Raw genomic sequence first — 17,870 nt, 5'->3', positions numbered from 1 at the left:
GGCCATGAAGCACCGCGCACTGATCGTCGGCTACATCCTGCTGATCTGGTTCGTGATCTCGTTCGTCACCAACCTGATCGGGCCGTTGATGCCGATCATCATCCAGGACTTCCAGCTGAACCTGGCGATGGCGGGCTTCCTGCCCTTCTCCTTCTTCCTGGCCTACGGCCTGGTGTCGATCCCCGGCGGGCTGCTGGTCGAGGCGCGGGGCCCGCGCACGACGATCCTGGTGGCCTTCGCGCTGAACTTCGCCGGCTCGCTGGCGATCGCGCTGTGGCCCAGCTACGCGACGGCGATCGGCGGCCTGTTCGTGATCGGCCTGGGCATGGCGCTGCTGCAGGTGGTGATCAACCCGTTGATGCGCACCGCCGGCGGCGAGGCCCACTTCGCCTTCTTCTCGGTGATGGGGCAGCTGGTCTTCGGCCTGGCCTCGTTCCTCAGCCCGCTGGCGTTCAAGCTGCTGATGGAGCGTCCCGGCGCCTCGGCGCAGGGGCTGGCGTGGGTGCCGTTCTACTGGGTCTTCGCGGCCGGCTTCATCGCGCTGATCGTGGCCAACCAGACGCTGCCGCTGCCCCGGGTCGAGCTCAAGGACGACGAGCGCGCCGGCGGCTGGGCCGCCTACAAGGAACTGCTCTCGCGCCGCGACGCGTGGCTGTTCTTCCTCGGGATCATGGCCTACGTCGGCACCGAGCAGACGCTGGCCAACTGGATGTCGCAGTTCCTCGCGACCTACCACCAGGTCGCCGCCACCGGCGAGGGCGCGGACTCGGTCGGCGGCTTCTGGGGCCTGATGTCGCTGGGCTGCCTGCTCGGGCTGGGGCTGCTGAAGCTGCTGGACTCGCGCGTCGTGCTGGCCGGCTTCACCGTGCTGGCGATCGGCTGCGTTGCGCTGGCGCTGTTCGGCCCGACCTCGGTCGCGCTGTGGGCCTTCCCGGTCTCGGGCTTCTTCCTGTCGGTGATGTTCTCGGTGGTGTTCTCGCTGGGACTGAACTCGGTGCCGCGCCATCACGGCGCGTTTTCCGGCGTGCTGTGCACCGGCATCCTCGGCGGCGCGGTGGTGCCGATGCTCGTGGGCGTGCTGGGCGACGCGATCGGCCTGCGCGCGGCGATGTGCGCCGTGTTCCTGACCCTGACCTACATCCTGGCGATCGGCGCCTGGGCCCGGCCGCTCGTGCGCAACGAGACGGTGCCGCTGTCCCGCCTGATCGCCCAGCTCAAACCCAGGCCCGAGGCCTGATTCCCCCGTTCCCGCGCGCACGGCCCCTCGTCGGCCGGGACGCCGGCCGCCCCGACACAGCCAACAGGAGACAAGGACGATGAACAAGACCCCAAGAGCGGCCCATCGAGGCGCCTTCCACCGCACGCTGACCGCCACCGCGGCCGTCACCGCCCTGCTGGCCTGCGCCGGCGCCTGGGCCCAGGAGCAGGCGAAGGCGGCAGAGGCCGCGTCCGGCACGGGCGGCGCCCGCGACGAGGCCAAGGAGAAAGAGAAGGACAAGGACGCGCTGCCGACCGTGATGATCAACGCGACGCGCGTGAGCTCCAGCCTGCTGAAGACGCCGGTGGCGGTCACCGCGATCACGCAGGAGGCGCTGAGCCGCGAAGGCATCCATGACGTGCGCGGCCTGTCGGGCACGGTGCCCAACCTGCAGATCTCCTCGGGCGCCGATTCGGGCGTGCAGATCAGCATCCGCGGCATCGGCTCGTCCAACTTCACCGAGATCGGCGACCCGGCGGTGGGCCTGCATGTCGGCGGCCTGTACTCGCCGCGGCCGCAGGGCGCGCTGGCGCTGATGTTCGACCTGGAGCAGGTGGAAGTGCTGCGCGGCCCGCAGGGCACGCTGTTCGGCCGCAACTCGACCGGCGGCAGCATCAACATCATCCCGGCCAAGCCCGAGTTCGGCGCCACCTACGGCACCGCCGAGCTCGACATCGGCAACTACAACAAGCGCCAGCTCAACCTGATCCAGAACTTCGCGGTCAACGACAGCCTGGCGCTGCGCGCGACGGTCACGAAAATCAAGCGCGACGGCTGGATCAACCAGCAGCAGGACTTCACCGACCTGAACCTGCCCGACCACGGCGTCACGCCCGACGGCATCCCCGACGTGGACCAGCGCCGCAACGCCAAGGTGTCGCGCAGCAAGTACTACTACAACCGCGACGAATGGGCGGCGCGCATCGCCGGCCGGCTCAAGCTGACGCGCGACATCGAATGGCTGCTGGCCTACGAGCGCTTCCAGAACAACGGCGCCGGCGACGTCGCGATGAAGGACTGCGACATGGCCGCGGGCACCGCCTTCGCGTGCCAGGGCGGCAAGTGGGACGTGAAGATCAACCTGCCGGGCAAGACCGACATGTCGATCGGCACGCTGCGCTCCAACCTGACCTGGAACCTGACGCCCAGCAGCAGCCTGGAATACGGCTTCGCGCTGGCGGACCAGCGGCGCTCGCAGCAGTCCGACGACGACGGCGGCTACCAGCCGCTGCCCAGCCAGGTCACGGTGCACCAGCCGATCGGCCCGGACGGCGACTGGGGCACCTGGCCGATCAAGGACGAGGGGTCGTTCACGCTGGGCTCGAAGTACAAGTCCCAGGTGCATGAGCTGCAGTACAAGCAGCACACCGACACGGTGCAGCTGGTGACCGGCCTGTTCTGGATGCACGAGAAGAACCAGATCGACTACGCGCAGGAGCAGCTGGTCACCGCGCCCTTCGGTTTCCCGACCAGCCAGTACTACCACCAGCCCGATCGCCAGATCGACGCGAAGGCGATCTTCGCGCAGGCGGACTGGAAGTTCCTGCCGACCTGGACGGCGACGGTCGGCGGCCGCTACAGCGTCGACAAGAAGGCCGACAAGGGCGGCCAGGTCTACGGCGGCTGGGACGGCTCGACGCCGGCGTACTACAACGGCCTCTTCGACCCGGGCACGCCGGGGACGCCGGGCTTCCGCGCGCACAACGGCCGCGACCTGACCGAGCAGATGGGCCCCTTCGCCGGCCCGGCGGCCTACGGGCTGTGGGGCGAGCCGGCGGGCAACGACCACTCGCAGACCTGGAAGAAGTTCACCTACCGCCTGGGCCTGTCCAAGCAGCTGACGCCGCTGGACATGGTCTACGCATCGCTGTCCAGCGGCTACAAGGCCGGCGGCTTCGGCGACAAGGACGACCGCTGCGGCGGCAAGGAATGCGTGGACGGTCCGGCCGGCCCGCAGTACACCTTCTTCCCGTACAAGCCGGAGACGGTCACCAACTTCGAGCTGGGCTACAAGGGCCTGCTGCTGAACAAGCGGCTGAGCCTGTCGGCGACGCTGTTCTTCAGCCGCTACAAGGACATGCAGGTCACCGGCGACTTCTTCGCGTCCAAGGTCAAGCACGACGGCCCCTGCCCGGACGACAACCCGACCTGCGACATCATCACCAAGTGGCAGACGGTGAACGTCGGCACGGTGGACATCCCCGGCCTGGAGCTGGAGGTGGACTACAAGCCCTGGGCCGGCGCGCGGCTGGGCGGCTTCTTCAGCTACATCAACAGCAAGGTGAAGAACTACCCGTCCTACAGCGACACCTGGAACTGCGGCGTGCGCGCGGACGTCGGCGCCCCGCCCTGCCCGGATCCCTACAGCGGGCCGATCCGCGAGTTCGCCGGCCGCCAGATCCTGGACATCACCGGCAACCACCTGCCGATGTCGCCGAAGTACACCTTCGGGGTGAACTTCGCGCAGACCTTCCAGGTCGGCGACGGCTGGGAGCTGACGCCGTGGGTCAACCTGAAGTGGCAGGACAAGATGTACTTCACGCTGCTGAACCTGGACAACGCGCATGTCTCCGACGGCCAGAAGGCCTTCGCCAAGGTCGATGCGAGCGTGAAGCTGGTGTCGCCGAAGAACTGGCGCGCCGAGCTCTACGTGCTGAACGCGACCAACAAGATGACGCGCAATTCGGCCCAGGACGGCGGCGGCTTCGTGCGCGGCTACTGGAACGATCCGCGGACCTTCGGCCTGCGCGTGGCGATCGACTACTGATCGCCACCGGCCCGGCCCCGCGGGGCCGGGCGCCGCCGATGCTGCGACAGATTCCTCATCTTCGCGCTCCGGGTCCCGGCCACCGCCGGGGCCGGCGACCACAATGCCTCCCACACACCAGGCCCCGGGGAGGCGCGCGATGAAATGGTTTCGATGGCGGTTCGGCCAACCCACGGCGGAGGACGTCGTGCAGCGCGTGGTCGAGCGCCTGAACACGGCGGGGGCGTCGATCCAGTCGATCTCGATCGAGCCGCCGGAGATCCGCTTCGCGCTCAACGGCGGGCAGATGCAGTCCAACCTGCACCACCTGTACCAGGACCTGTGCCGGGCCACGGGCCGGGAGCGCGACGGCGTGCTGCAACGCTTCGTCGAGGGGGTGGTGCTGCGGCCGATGTGGGGCGACCGGCCCGAGGACGCGCAGGACTACGCCAGCATCCGCGCGACGCTGCTGCCCTTGCTGCGCACCCGCGCCGACATCGCCAAGAACGCGCTCAACGCGACGCAGTCGCTCGAGCTGGGCGCGCAGGCGCTGGCCTCCCCCGCCAACGACACGCCGTGGCGCGCGGTGGCCGGCGACTACGTCGCGATGCTGGGACTGGACACGCCGCAGAGCACCGCCCGCGTGACGCAAGGCATGCTGGACCGCTGGGGCGTGAGCTTCGAGGCCGCGCTCGAGGACGCGCTGGCCAACCTGCGCGACCTGCCGGAAGGCGACGGCTGGCGACAGCTGGCGCCGGGGCTGTGGCAAGGCGCCTGGAACGATTCCTATGAGCCGTCGCGCGTGCTGGCGCCGGACCTGATCTACCGCTCCGGCGTGGCGCATCCGGTGGTGCTGGTGCCGCTGCGGCACGTGCTGCTGGTGGCGGACGCCAACGACCTGGCGGGCCTGGCGCTGATGGCCGCCGCGGCCAAGCAGTGGCTGGGCGAGCAGACGCGCTGGCTGTCGTGCCGGCCGCTGCACCTGGTGGACCGCGAGTGGCAGCCGTTCGAGGTGCCGGAGGCGCTGCGGTCGATGTTCCAGGAGCTGGTCGCGATGGAGGACGCCGATGCCTACGCGGCGCAGAAGCGCCTGCTGGAAGCCGGCGACGCCCCGGACGGTGACGAGGCCGCGCGGCCGTTCGTGAGCTCGGCGCAGCTGCTGCAGTTCAAGGACAGCGAACGGGTGGTGAGTTACTCGGTCTGGCCGGAGCGCGTGGACACGCTGCTCCCGCACACCGACCTGGTGGCCTTCACGTCGCAGGACAAGCCGGACGAACCCATCTTCGTCTGGTGGGCCGACGCGGAGCGCATCGCCGGGCATTACATGGTGCCGCAGGACCTGTACCCGCCGCGGATGCGGGTCCGGGCCTTCCCGACCGAGGCGGAGCGCGCGGCGCTCGGGGCCGTCAAGGTGGTGTGAGGGCGGGCGACAGCATCGTCCAAATCGAGGATCCCCGCGACTGGGGGAAGCGCGACGGCGGGGCGGGAGGTCGACGCCCATAATCGACCGACCCCCTTGGATCCGAAATCGTGAACGCGCCGCCGCCCGTCTCCGACGTCGATGCCTGCAGGTCCTGGCTGGATGCGGAGATCCGCGCCTACGCCGACGATCCCTGCAGCGCGCAGGATCGGCTCGCGCCGACGATGGCGCTGTTCGAGCAGGTCGTGGCGGGGGAACCCGGCGATTTCGGCGTCGAGCTGGCCTGGCACCTGACCGACCTGTGCGGCGAGCTGTGGCGCTCGGAGCAGATCGAATCGGTGCTGGACGCGGTGATGCCGTGGGTGGCCGCGGGCTTCGGCGAGAAGGCGGCGATCCCGGTGCTGTCGCTGCGTTGCCGCATGCACCTGCGCTTCGGCCGGCTGCCGCCGGCGCTGGTGCTGCTGGACGAGATCACGCGCCGCGCCGCGGCCAGCCCGTGGCCGGTGGACCAGGCGCACTGCTCCCGCGCGCTGGGCAACGCGCTGTCGCTGCAGCGCCAGTTCGAGCCCGCGATCGCGGCGATGCAGGAGGCGATCCGCCTGTTCCGCGCGAGCGGGGACCGCGGACGCTGGGTCGACATCTACGCCTCCATCTCGATCGCGCACCGGCACCTGGGCCGGCGCGACGAGGAACAACACGTGCTGCGCGAGGGCCTGTCGGTCGCGGTGGCGCAGCGGCGCTGGATCTCGGCCTGCAACGCGGGCGCGTCGCTGGCCGAGGAACTGATGATCGACGGGCGCGAGGACGAGGCGGTCGCGTTGCTGCATGAGGCGGAGACGTCGCTGCGCCTGGCGGGCGCGGGCGGCGAGCGCATCGCCAAGGAGCTCTTCGCGGCGCAGGCCGCGCTGGCCTGGCGCCAGGGCGACGCGTACACGGCGATCGCGCTGATGCGCCGGGTGGTGGACGACAGCCGCAAGTTCTCGATGCGCCGGCAGGTGGTGCACCGGCTCAAGCAGCTGGCGCGGTGGCAGGAGGACAGCGGCCGCACGGGGGACGCGTTGGCGTCGCTGCGCGAGGCGCATGCGCTGGAGCTGGAGGACACGCGGGAGAGCAGCCGGCTCGATTCGGCCACGACGCTGCATCGCATCGAGGTCGCGCACGCGCAGCAGCTGAAGGCGCGGGCGGAGGCGCACGCCGACGAGCTGGCGGACAAGGCCCGGGCGCTGCAGCAGGCGCTGGACCTGCAGCGGCAGATGCAGGCGGAGCTGATCGAGCGCAGCAAGCTCGCGACGCTGGGGCATCTGCTCGCGGGCGTCGCGCATGAGATGAACACGCCGCTGGGCTCGGCGCTGACGGTGCTGTCGACGGTCACGGAGCTGAACGCGGGGCTGGTGGACCGGCTGACGGCGGGGACGGTGTCGCGGCGCCACTTCACGACGGAGCTCGAGCGCTGCCAGGAGAGCGCGGAGCTGGCGCGCCGCAATGTCGAGCAGGCCTTGGCGCTGGTGCAGAGCTACCAGCACATCGATGCCCGGCACGCGGTCGAGCCGACGCGAAGGATCTCGCTGGGTTGCCTGGTGGAGGCGGCGTGGCGGCGCGCGATGTCGCCGGGCACGGCGCTGACGCTGCGCCGGCGGGTCGAGCTGGACGCGGAGCTGCCGGCCGAGGCGCTGACGGAGGTGCTGCTGCAGCTGTTCCAGAACGTGGAGCGCCACGCCTACGCGGCGGGGCAGGCGGGGGTGGTGGAGGTCGAGGCGCGCGCGGCCGACGGCGCGGTGATGCTGAGCGTGACGGACCACGGGCGCGGCATTCCGGCGGAGCTGCTGCCGCGGGTGTTCGATCCGTATGTGTCGACGCAGTTCGGTCGCGGACGCAGCGGGCTGGGGCTGTTCGTCGCGCACGTGACCGTGCTGCAGCGGCTGCGCGGACGGCTCACGGTGGACTCGGCACCGGGGCGCGGGTGCCGGTTGGAGATCGAGTTTCCGGTGGGGTGAAGCGTGTCGGCGCGCCGTCAGGCCGGCCGCCGCCCGACGGCTCCTCGCGCGACGGCGCTGGCATGGGCCGGTTCGCGGGCCAGGTCGATGAAGGCCCGCACGTAGTCGATGGTGGTCTCGGCCTCGCGGGCCCCCAGGAAGATCTGCTTGGCGATGCCGCGGGCGCCCAGGCGCACCGGCACCACGTCCATCCTGGCCGCGTACTCCTCGACCAGCCAGCGCGGCAGGGCCGCCACGCCGCGGCCGCTGGCCACCATCTGCACCATGATGTCGGTGGTCTCGATGGCCTTGTGGCGCTTGGGCGTGACGCCGGCCGGCAGCAGGAACTGGTTGTAGATATCGAGCCGCTCGATGTCCACCGGGTAGCTGATCAGCACCTCCTGCGTCATCTGCTGCGGCTTCACGTAGGCCGCCGACGCCAGCGGATGGCCCTTGGCCACGACCAGCACTTGCTCGTAGTCGAACACGGGTTCGAACTTCAACCCCGGCTTGAACAGCGGGTCGGGCGTGACCAGCAAGTCGATCTCGTAGCCGAACAGCGCGCCGATCCCGCCGAACTGGAACTTCTGCTTGACGTCCACCTCCACGTCCGGCCACGCGGCCAGGTAGGGCGACACCACCTTGAGCAGCCACTGGTAGCACGGGTGGCATTCCATGCCGATGCGCAGCGCGCCGCGCTCGCCTTGCGCGAACTGGCCCAGGCGCTCCTCCGCCAGGTCCAGCTGCGGCAGGACCCGGTTCGCCACCGCCAGCAGGTACTGGCCGGCCTGCGTCAGGCGCAGGTTCCGGCCTTCGCGCAGCCAGACGTCGGTGCCGAGCTGCTGCTCCAGCTTGCGCATGCTGTGGCTCAGCGCCGACTGGGTCAGGTTGAGCACGCCCGCGGCGGCCGTCAACGAGCCTTGCTTCTCGACCTGCTGGACGATGCTGAGATGGATGCGCTCCAGCATTTGAATGAGCCAAATTCATGGATTCGTGAGAACAAACCATTTTACGTCATGGTCTTCGCTCACTAGCATCCGCTCCCATTGAAGTTCCCGAAGACAACAACATGACTCGCCCCCTTCGATTGGTCGCGGTTTCCGGGGGGATGCAGCGCCCGTCCCGGTCCACCGCCCTCGCCGAGCACCTGCTGGACCTGATCGCCGAGGAAGTCCCCTGCGAGCAGCGCCTCGTCGAGCTGGGCCAGCTGGCGCCGCAGTTCGCCGGCGCGATGTGGCGCTCCCAGTTGCCGGGCGCGGTGGAACGGGAGCTCGCCGCGGTCGAGCAGGCGGACGTCCTCGTGGTGACGACGCCGGTCTATCGCGGCTCGTACACGGGGCTGTTCAAGCACTTCTTCGACTTCATCGACCAGGACGCCCTGATCGACACGCCGATCCTGCTGGCGGCCACCGGCGGCAGCGAGCGCCACGCCCTGGTGATCGACCACCAGTTGCGGCCGCTGTTCAGCTTCTTCCAGGCGCGCACGCTGCCGCTGGGCATCTACGCGACCGACAAGGATTTCGTCGATCACCGCGTGCGGGACGAGGCCCTCGTCCAGCGATGCCGGCTGGCCGTCCAGCGGGGACTGCCCCTGGTCGAGCTGGCGCGCCTGGCCGGCGCGGACGTCGCCCAGGAAAGCATCGCGGCCTGAAGCGGCCCGCGTCGGATCAGACCCATTCCAGAACCTCGGAAGCAAGAGGCCGCCCCATGAGCAACGACTTCGCCTTCAGCATCAAGACCCTGTGTTTCGATGAGCATTACCAGCCGGCCGAGAGCACGCGCACGACGACCAACTTCGCCAACCTGGCGCGCGGGGAACAGCGTCAGGAGAACCTGCGCAACACGCTCCGGATGATCGACAACCGCTTCAACGCGCTGGCCGACTGGGACAACCCGACCGGCGACCGCTACGCCGTCGAACTCGACATCGTGTCCGTGGAGATGAACGTGGGCGACCAGGTCGGTCCCGACGCGTTTCCGCTGATCGAGATCCTGAACACCCGCATCCTCGACAAGCGGACCGGCGAGCGGATCGAGGGCATCGCGGGGAACAACTTCTCTTCCTACGTCCGCGACTACGACTTCAGCGTCCTGCTGCTGGAGCACAACAAGGATCGTGCCGCGTTCAGCACGCCCGCCGGCTTCGGCGACCTGCACGGCAAGCTCTTCAAGCATTTCCTGAATTCGAGCGCCTACCAGGCGCACTTCCGCAAGCCGCCGGTCATCTGCATCAGCGCGTCCAGCAGCAAGACCTACCAGCGGACCGGGAACCAGCACCCGGTCCTGGGCGTCGAGTACCAGCAGGACGAGCTGTCGTCCACGGACGAGTACTTCGGGAAGATGGGCCTGAAGGTCCGCTTCTTCATGCCCCCGGGCAGCGTGGCGCCGCTGGCCTTCTACTTCCTCGGCGACTTGCTGGGCGACTACACCAACCTCGAGCTGATCAGCACGATCAGCACGATGGAGACCTTCCAGAAGATCTACCGCCCCGAGATCTACAACGCCAATTCCGCGGCGGGCAAGGTGTATCGACCCAGCCTGAAGCATCCGGACTACTCGGTGACGCGGATCGTCTATGACCGGGAAGAGCGCAGCCAGCTGGCCGTGAAGCAGGGGAAGTTCACGGAAGAGCATTTCATCAAGCCGCACAAGCGCGCGCTGGAAAGCTGGGCCGCCACTTGCGCGCTCTGACCCGCGCGCGCTCGACCGTCTCCCAAAAATTCGCGGCACCGCCCGCATTGCCTGAAAGGAATTCCCGGATGTTCGAAACCTCCATCGCCGGCAGCCTGCCCAAACCCGCCTGGCTGGCTGAGACCAACAAGCTCTGGCCCCAGTGGCGGGCTGAAGGCGATGCGCTGCTTCAAGCCAAGGCCGACGCGACGCTGCTGTGGATCAAGGCCCAGGAAGACGCCGGGCTGGACATCGTGTGCGACGGCGAGCAGTCGCGGCAGCACTTCGTGCATGGGTTCCTGGAGCAGGTCGAGGGCATCGACTTCGAGCACAAGGTGAAGATGGGTATCCGCGACAACCGGTACGACGCGATGGTGCCGCAGGTGGTGTCGGCGCTGCGCCTGAAGGGCCGGGTGCATGCCTTCGAGGCGCAGCTGGCGCGCGCGCACACGAAGAAGAAGCTGAAGTTCACGCTGCCGGGTCCGATGACCATCGTGGACACCGTGGCGGACCGCTTCTACGGCGACAAGGTCAAGATGGCCTTCGCGTTCGCGGAGCTGCTCAACCAGGAAGCGCTGGCGCTGCAGGCCGACGGCGTGGACATCATCCAGTTCGACGAGCCCGCCTTCAATGTCTACATGAAGGAGGCCGCGGACTGGGGCGTGCAGGCGCTGGAGCGCGCGGCGCAGGGATTGACCTGCACGACGGCGGTGCACATCTGCTACGGCTACGGCATCAAGGCCAACACCGACTGGAAGAGCACCCTGGGCGACGAGTGGCGCCAGTACGAGGCGGTGTTCCCCGCGCTGGCCCGCAGCAGCATCGACCAGGTGAGCCTGGAATGCATCCACTCCCATGTGCCGCCCGACCTGATGGCGCTGCTGGCGGGCAAGGACGTGATGGTCGGCGTGATCGACGTGGCGAGCGACGTGGTCGAGACGCCCGAGGAGGTCGCCGACACCATCGGCCGGGCGCTGGCGTTCGTGCCGAAGGAGCGGCTGTTCCCGTGCACGAACTGCGGCCTGGCGCCGATGGGACGGGACGTGGCCTGGCGCAAGCTGAAGGCGCTGGCGGAAGGCACGAAGCTGGCGAAGGAGCGGTTGGCGAAGGCGTGACGCGGGCCTTGGCGCTGGTGCCCCGGTTGGAGATCGAGTTTCCGACGGGGTGACTAAGCGCCGAACTGAGCCTCATACGCGGCGACGTGTTGCGGGAACAACGTCGCGTATTGCTCGGCGGAAGCGCAAAGGACGGTGACATGGATTTCATCCACACCCGTCTCATCGGATAGCTCTTCGATGAAGACTTTGGCGCCTTCGAGTTCGCGCCCGCCGGCGAGACGGACAGCCAGTCGCTGAGCCAGCTGATCACGCGACTCGGTGCCACTGCGGATCGCGCGGAGATCTTCGGTGGACGAGTAGTGATCGGTTGGCCACAGGCGGCCATACGCGATCGCCATCGGTGGATCTCCGTGCTCCAGTTCCGAAGTCCCCACCACCCGCGAGCCGGAAAGGATTTCGAAGCGATGCGTCGGTCCTTCGGCGAGACGCCCTCCGCGATCTCGATCCACGGACAGGTACCAGAACAGCGCGACTTCGTCGCGGACATCGACGTCCAACTCGCGATAGAGCCGGCGATCGAAGCCACCAAGCTCGAACCCGTAGCGCTGGTAGAAGCGGCAGGCCGCCACGTTGTTGGACTGCGTCTCCAGCCGGATGGCGCTCAGGCCGATCGTCCGCGTCCAGTCTTCGACGCGCTTCATCAGCGCACCCGCGAGACCGTGACGGCGGAACGGCCGCGCGATCGCGATGTCGTCGATGAGCACGCAGCGATTCCAATCCCGGCTGGCGGAGACGTAGCCCGCGACGGCGTCGCCCGACATGGCGACGAAGAGCACGCGCTCGTCGCCGTCGTGCGGTTCGAAGAGGGCGTCGTCCAGGCCGTAGGCCTTGGGGCGCGACGGCGTCGCTTCGACGCGAAGCTCCGGCGCGTCGAACGGCGGCATCACGCGGCCGTCGATGTCGAATGAGAAGTCCGCAGCGCGCGCCGCGTCGGGCAACGTGGCGACACGCACGATGGTGATGGCGGCGTCATGACCATCGCCACGGTGGTCGGAGTTGTGCATCGATGGATCCCGGCAGGAGGCGCGCAGCCTAGCACCGTGTCTCGCTGGGCCTCGAGCGCCGGATGTCTCGAGCGTCGGTAGCCTCGAACCTCGCGGTGACCCGGCGCGGGACTACGATGTCGGCCCAACGCCGTGTCGAACCCTCCCTCCTGAGGTGCCGAATAAAAGGACCGAACTGCTGGTTCCGCAGCTTTCTCTCTGATCAGCGATAGCTTCGACGTTGATCCATCTTGTTGAAAAGGGGCTGAACAGGATCCGCTGGTGCATCTAGCGTTGGGCAGGACGATGAATCAAAGGACCGAATCAGTTGGTCCCCGATCCCCGTACGACGCCGCGATCTTCTACACCTTCAGCGCCTTGACCAACTCCCGCTGCACAAAAGGAGACTGCGACGGGCTGGTCAGTGCAGGGAAGCTCTCCTCGTAAACATGCTTCAGAAGTTCATCCATCTCCACAGACAGACTTAACAGCCAACTGCGCTTTTCCGCGCTGTCGAAGATCATCCGACTTCCATCGGGCACCCACAGCCCGTTCGCTGTTGCCGAGTCATGGTAGAGGGCGTCGAGATGTCGCTGAGTTTCAGCGAGCACTGCAAGGTCGCTGTACTGCCCAAGGCGCAACGCGCTCATGTCAGCGTGATACATGATCGCGGCGATGTCGTAGCTCGACAGTTGGATGTTGCGGTCCGAATCCGCCTTGACGCTCTTGCAGAGACGGATCGCTTTACGCAGACCTCCCAGGACGCTGTCGCAGCGATTGCCCACCCGTTCAATGTGAAGGAACGGCCAGTTGTCGATCGTCTGGCCCGTCGTCTTGTTGTAGATCGTGACAGCCCGGTGAGCGAGTTGACCGCTGTCTTGATACGCCTTGGTGTCGTACCAATGGGCTGGCACCACATCGACGGATCGCGCCAGTGATCCGCCAGTCACCTTCACCGCCTTGGCTCCGCTCTTGTCAACGTTAGCGGCAGGAAAGGCATCTTCCAGATCGCGCTCCGCCTGCCGTCGCAGCTCACTCAGGACTCCACTCGAAGTGCGGACGCTTGGATTGACATACCCGCCTCCCAGAGCTGTCGCACCAGCGGGGCTGTATGTGTAGAAGTCCTTGGTAATCGCCAAGACATCGACGTCACTCACGCCTTTGATGTGGACATCGAGCGGTACCGAGCCTTGCAGCCTGAACTCGGCATTGATGCCCGCTCTCGCGAACCGGTCCCGCAACTGACTGGCAACACGCTCGCCCGTCTCCTTGCTGATCTCGGTGTACCTCCGGTCGACAGCCTGCATGGCCCCAATGGCGTACCGCGTCCAGCGCTGGGAAGCACTGCCGCGGGTCTCCCAGCTCTCAATACTCGCGGCGTCGGCGGCGAAGCCTCGATTGAAGATGGATGGCGCTTCCGAGAAGGTGCTCGTTGGCGTGGCTCCCGAACGGCGCGCGCGCAGTTGAGAGAGTCGGGTGTTGATTTCGGTGGCCATCACTTCCTCTTCGTCCAGCTCATCGTTCCAAAGGTCATGCGCCCACGGCCGTTGAAGTAGTCCCCGGCCGCGGACTGCACGTCTTTGGCGATCGTCATCACCGCGCAACCAGCGTGGGCCGCGAGACCCACTGCTCCCGCCTTCGGGTCGTTGCGGTAGTGGTAGAGCAGTACAAAGCCATCGACGCTGTCGTGAGCAAGTGCCGCGCTGATGCTGCTCGAACCCGAGGTCGACGTCGCCAGACGGATGCGGAGCTTGTCCCAGGATTGAACGATCGTGACCTCCGCGACCCACTCGTACCGCGTGCTGCCATCGCTGCCGAGCGTTTTTCCAACGCAGTCCCAGGTGCCCGAGACGTCGGGAACCTTCAGCGCGAGTCCGATGCCAGGCCACTTCCACGCCCATCGGTTCAGGACGCCATACAGCGCGCCGAACACCGCCCCGGCGCCCAGGAGCGACAGCAGCGTTGGCGGGACGTTCACATTCCATCCAAGCCTATGCGCGAGGTCGACGGCCGTGAGCAACGAGAACACCAGCGCGGCTGAGACAGCACTGGCGGCGAAGCTCAGGAGTCGGCCAACGCTGGCCCGGTTGGCTCCTCCCATGACTGAATATTCGTGTTCCTGCGGAGCGATCATCTGCGATTGATCCTTGGAAGTAGTGGCGTGTTCCGTGTAGAAAAGATCGGCCGAGGCCCCTTGCCCCGCGCCTGCGTGCAGGGTGGCGCAGTGCTGCGGGGCCTGGTGTTGCCCTCTTTGGATCGCGCAACGGGCGCGCTTGAGCGCTCACATGTCAGGCAGAGAAAGCAAGTTGTCCGTGGTGCGGCCATCGGCCACGGTGCGTACGTACTTGATCCGACCATTGTTCTGGGCGTGCACCCATGCTCCTGAGACCTGAGGGTTGCGATCCGGACACCACACCACACTGTCCCCGTTGGCTTCGATGAAGGCGACCATCTGCTCGCGCGTGCTGATCCCACGTTCGTTCGTTTCCTGGCTGCCTTGCCACTTGACCCAGGCCAGGTGGCTGATGTGTTCGTGACCGGTGCCACCGCTCAGGCGCTTGCCGGTGCATTTGAAGGTCGTGGTCGTCATGGGCTTGTCTAAGAAGAAGTCGACACCTGGATCTTCGATTGCCCCCTGGGAACCGTTCTAGGCTTCTCCGGCAACACATTCATTGCCGTCAGGTGCGGATGTGTTCCCGGCGGATAGGGAAAGCCGACGTGGGTGAAGGAATCTTCACCGACGTGGACGGACTCTTTTCCACAATGCACCGACACTCGCGAGGAGCGCCACAGACTGCCCCATGCCAAGAATCGCCATCATTGAAGACGACCTTCCCACCAGCAACCAACTGGCGCAATGGGCTTCCAAGGCTGTTCCTGGCGCTCAGATTGACCAGCTGTTCACACGCAAGGACGCGGAGGTCGCCATCCGCACCACGGCCTATGACCTGATCACGCTGGACATCGAGTTGGGCGCCGAACGCAATGCGGGGGTCTCTCTCATCCATGAAGCGACCAAGTCGCGCATCGTTCCCATCCTGGTCGTCACCGGGATGCCCGCCGACCTCTACCGCGGTGTCATGAAAGCGTTGGAGGCCTGGGACTATCTTCAGAAGCCAGTTGGGGAACACGATTTCAACCAGACCTTGCTCAGCATGCTGGGCGCGGGTGATGGCAAGACGCAGGTCGAAGAGGATCCGCTCCACATCGACCCGTTGATCTCCGCCCACCCTACGTGGAAGGGCCACCGACTGAACTTAGCCGCGACTCAGCAGCGCCTGCTCCATGCCATCTACACGCGCCGCAACGACAAGGACCCGACGGTCTCCTACGAGGATCTCTACGAGTTCCTCACCAGCGGCAAGAACACCGCCAACTTGAAGCGTCAGATCAGCCAGATACGCGCGGCGTTCAGCGACGTAGAGGGCAAGAAGTGGAACGGCATCGTCGCCGAGCCGCTGCGTGGCTATCGATGGGTGAGCCGGTGACCAGTCTGATTCGATGGTTCCAGGCGAATCAGATACGCATCACCATCCGCGGCGCCTTCTCGGTCTTTCTGATCGTCACCGTCGCGCTGCCGTATCTGACGATTCGGACCCAGAAGGAGCGCAGCGATGCCGAGCAGCTTAAGCATCGCGAGGCTGCGGAACAGCGCGTGGTGGAGCGGCTGCTGAGTCCGGCTGGACAGCTGGCACTTGCAAACCCTTCGCGGATGGTCTCGGCCCCCACACCGCTGCGCCCGGTGATCCTGCCCTTCTCCGAGATCCAGGCCGATATGCCCGGAGTGGTGCTTGATCAGGTGCGCGCCGTCGGGTGCCCGATCCTGTTCAAAGCAGGTCCGGACTCGCTCCTCGACCAGGGATCCATTTGCGTGGGCGTGCGCAAGGGGGACTCGGCAGAGGTGCGGGGGCGCCTGCTCATCACCGGCACGTTCCTGTCCAGCCGTCTGGTGCCTCACGTATTCATCGACCCCAGATCACTTGACGCAGATCGCCAACTGGCGCGCCGCTTCCAGGATGCGCATCGGATTCGGCTCACGCTCCAGGACGGCAAGGATAAGCATGAGTGGATTCTTCCGGTGCAACTCCCCATCGATCGAAGGACCCATCGGGCGCGCGATGGGCTGAGTCTGACGGCCTATCGACTCGATGCGAGCGGCGTTCCCATCACGTGGAGGCCGGACTTCACTGGTGCCTGGATCATCGAAGGCGAATGCATCGATCCGAATGGAGATGCCTCCACCTGCCTGCGCGAGAACTCGTTCTCGATTGCGATCCCGCGAGACCGTTGGAGCCGAGGCGACGGGCGCCGGGTAGCCCCCAATGATCTCCAGCTTGATGCCGTAATCAGCGGACCAAACCATGAGGGGAAGGCGATCGTCGTTCTCGACTCCCGGGCGGGGCAGACCGTCACGGTGCCGTTCGGTGCCTCGGACATCGACAGCTATGTGGCAGCAGGGGAATCTCTCACCATCTACAAGAAGACTGGAAAGGGACTTCACGAACTCTTCTCGCTTGCGCGCCCCTCGGCCACAGGAGGGCTTGGCATTCAGACCATCGGGGCGAGAGCGCTTCGTTTCGTCGGCGTCGATTTGACCGGAGTCGGTCCTGGCCGGGAGGAGCGACGCTCCTTTGGCACGCGTGGCGATAGCTTCGAGATTGTTCACCACCGTAGTGCGCGAGGACTCGATCCCGAACTCGTGCGAAGCGCCGCGTCGGTCGCCACCGTCGCGGTCCTGATGTTTGCGATGACCGGGCTGGCCTGGGGTGCCATCGAGTTCTTGATCATGCGGCGGGTGATGCGTCTGACCAGGCGGACGCGCCTTGTGTCGCTTGCGGTGCGCACGGATGGCAACTTGAAGAACATCGACTTCACCGAGCTGAAAGGTCAAGACGAACTTGGTGTGCTGGCCACAGGCTTGGACGACCTGCTAAAGCGCATTGCAGACGACGTGCAGAGAAACACGGTGCGAATCCAGCAGGAGAGATCGATGTTGCGTGCCATCGGACATGAGATCCGCGGTCCCCTGCAGTCGCTCTCAGCTGTCCTTGCTGACTCAAAGGAAGGCTCAGGCTACGTGCGACGGATGCTCAAGGCCGTCGCCGCTCTGTATGGGAGCGCCAGCCCCTCGGATGGCATCCAGAGTGCGGAACTAGAGGAGGAGCGACTGGATCTCTCGGCGTACCTGCACAGCGCCGCAAAGAACGCCCATCATGCCGGCATCGAAGACGTGACCTATCAAGGCCCCGAATCTGGCGTCGAGATCCGTGCGGACCAAGCGGCCCTAGAGGACGTTTTCCTACACATTCTGCAGAACGCCAATCGCTACAGGCCGCTCGGAACAACGATCATCATCCGCCTCGAGGCAGCGGCAACAACGGCATCAGTCACTATTCACAACAACGGTCCGCACATTTCCTCGGAGTTGCTCGATCGGATTTTTGAGTACGGGGTGTCGGACCGACGCGACGCCGACGAAGAGAACCATGGTCAGGGGTTGTTTGTCGCAGCCACCTATCTTTCAAAGATGGGCGGCACGATCTCCGCCAGGAACGTACCCGACGGCGTCGATTTCGTGATCGACATTCCCGTGCTCAAGGCCTGATCACGCGGCGTGTTGGAGGCGAAGAGCCACCCCGGTCATGAACGCATCGGGGATCAATCGGCCCCCGACCGCTCGCGGCGAATTCATAGCGCTGAGT

The 17,870-nt window shown here is 66.5% G+C and carries 14 protein-coding genes; 9 read left to right on the top strand and 5 right to left on the bottom strand.

The window, feature by feature from the left end; all coding sequences use genetic code 11:
* Positions 1-4: 4 nt before the first annotated feature.
* The 4 genes from N5D62_RS05600 to N5D62_RS05585 all read left to right on the top strand — a co-directional run bounded on the left by N5D62_RS05600 (position 5) and on the right by N5D62_RS05585 (position 7,418).
* Complete coding sequence (locus N5D62_RS05600) at positions 5-1,237, top strand: MFS transporter (RefSeq protein ID WP_279756663.1); 1,233 nt, start codon at positions 5-7, stop codon at positions 1,235-1,237.
* A 79-nt stretch (positions 1,238-1,316) separates the two neighbouring features.
* Complete coding sequence (locus N5D62_RS05595; protein ID WP_279756662.1) at positions 1,317-4,025, top strand: TonB-dependent receptor; 2,709 nt, start codon at positions 1,317-1,319, stop codon at positions 4,023-4,025.
* Between the two features lie 139 nt (positions 4,026-4,164).
* Positions 4,165-5,424 (top strand): hypothetical protein, encoded by a 1,260-nt coding sequence (locus N5D62_RS05590; protein WP_279756660.1) that lies wholly within the window; start codon positions 4,165-4,167, stop codon positions 5,422-5,424.
* A 110-nt stretch (positions 5,425-5,534) separates the two neighbouring features.
* Positions 5,535-7,418 carry a HAMP domain-containing sensor histidine kinase gene (locus N5D62_RS05585; RefSeq protein ID WP_279756659.1) on the top strand — a complete coding sequence of 628 codons (1,884 nt, stop codon included), beginning with the start codon at positions 5,535-5,537 and terminating at the stop codon, positions 7,416-7,418.
* Positions 7,419-7,435: 17 nt separating this feature from the next.
* Here N5D62_RS05585 and N5D62_RS05580 read toward each other — a convergent pair whose 3' ends face one another.
* On the bottom strand, positions 7,436-8,365 hold the full coding sequence (locus N5D62_RS05580) for a LysR family transcriptional regulator (protein WP_279756658.1): 930 nt from the start codon (positions 8,363-8,365) through the stop codon (positions 7,436-7,438).
* A 101-nt stretch (positions 8,366-8,466) separates the two neighbouring features.
* On the opposite strand from N5D62_RS05580, the gene msuE reads away from it, so the two are divergent.
* The 3 genes from msuE to N5D62_RS05565 all read left to right on the top strand — a co-directional run bounded on the left by msuE (position 8,467) and on the right by N5D62_RS05565 (position 11,182).
* The gene (gene msuE, locus N5D62_RS05575) at positions 8,467-9,048 is read left to right on the top strand and encodes an FMN reductase (protein ID WP_279756657.1); all 582 of its coding nucleotides are present in this window, start codon (positions 8,467-8,469) and stop codon (positions 9,046-9,048) included.
* A gap of 56 nt (positions 9,049-9,104) precedes the next feature.
* Positions 9,105-10,088, top strand: coding sequence for a DUF1852 domain-containing protein (locus N5D62_RS05570; RefSeq protein ID WP_279756656.1), 984 nt, complete (start codon positions 9,105-9,107; stop codon positions 10,086-10,088).
* A gap of 68 nt (positions 10,089-10,156) precedes the next feature.
* Positions 10,157-11,182 carry a methionine synthase gene (locus N5D62_RS05565; protein ID WP_279756655.1) on the top strand — a complete coding sequence of 342 codons (1,026 nt, stop codon included), beginning with the start codon at positions 10,157-10,159 and terminating at the stop codon, positions 11,180-11,182.
* A gap of 53 nt (positions 11,183-11,235) precedes the next feature.
* Here the strand turns inward: N5D62_RS05565 and N5D62_RS05560 are convergent, their stop codons facing one another.
* The 4 genes from N5D62_RS05560 to N5D62_RS05545 all read right to left on the bottom strand — a co-directional run bounded on the left by N5D62_RS05560 (position 11,236) and on the right by N5D62_RS05545 (position 14,758).
* Positions 11,236-12,189 carry a GNAT family N-acetyltransferase gene (locus tag N5D62_RS05560; protein WP_279756653.1) on the bottom strand — a complete coding sequence of 318 codons (954 nt, stop codon included), beginning with the start codon at positions 12,187-12,189 and terminating at the stop codon, positions 11,236-11,238.
* Positions 12,190-12,530: 341 nt separating this feature from the next.
* Complete coding sequence (locus tag N5D62_RS05555) at positions 12,531-13,664, bottom strand: hypothetical protein (RefSeq protein WP_279756651.1); 1,134 nt, start codon at positions 13,662-13,664, stop codon at positions 12,531-12,533.
* A complete protein-coding gene (locus N5D62_RS05550) occupies positions 13,664-14,302 on the bottom strand; it encodes a hypothetical protein (protein ID WP_279756647.1) in 639 nt (212 codons plus the stop codon). The genes N5D62_RS05555 and N5D62_RS05550 overlap by 1 nt, the downstream gene beginning before the upstream one ends.
* A 147-nt stretch (positions 14,303-14,449) precedes the next feature.
* Entirely contained in the window at positions 14,450-14,758 is a 309-nt protein-coding gene (locus N5D62_RS05545; RefSeq protein WP_279756646.1) for a DUF3892 domain-containing protein, read from the bottom strand.
* 211 nt (positions 14,759-14,969) lie between these two features.
* On the opposite strand from N5D62_RS05545, the gene N5D62_RS05540 reads away from it, so the two are divergent.
* Together N5D62_RS05540 and N5D62_RS05535 are read left to right on the top strand one after the other, a co-directional pair.
* Entirely contained in the window at positions 14,970-15,656 is a 687-nt protein-coding gene (locus N5D62_RS05540; protein WP_279756645.1) for a response regulator, read from the top strand.
* A complete protein-coding gene (locus N5D62_RS05535) occupies positions 15,653-17,773 on the top strand; it encodes a HAMP domain-containing sensor histidine kinase (protein ID WP_279756644.1) in 2,121 nt (706 codons plus the stop codon). The genes N5D62_RS05540 and N5D62_RS05535 overlap by 4 nt, the downstream gene beginning before the upstream one ends.
* The last annotated feature ends 97 nt before the right edge of the window (positions 17,774-17,870 follow it).

Source organism: Mitsuaria sp. GD03876, from assembly GCF_029840635.1.
Taxonomy (GTDB): Bacteria; Pseudomonadota; Gammaproteobacteria; order Burkholderiales; family Burkholderiaceae_C; genus Roseateles.
Note: the sequence above shows the minus strand (reverse complement) of the source record. Positions and strands in the feature narration are given on the sequence as shown.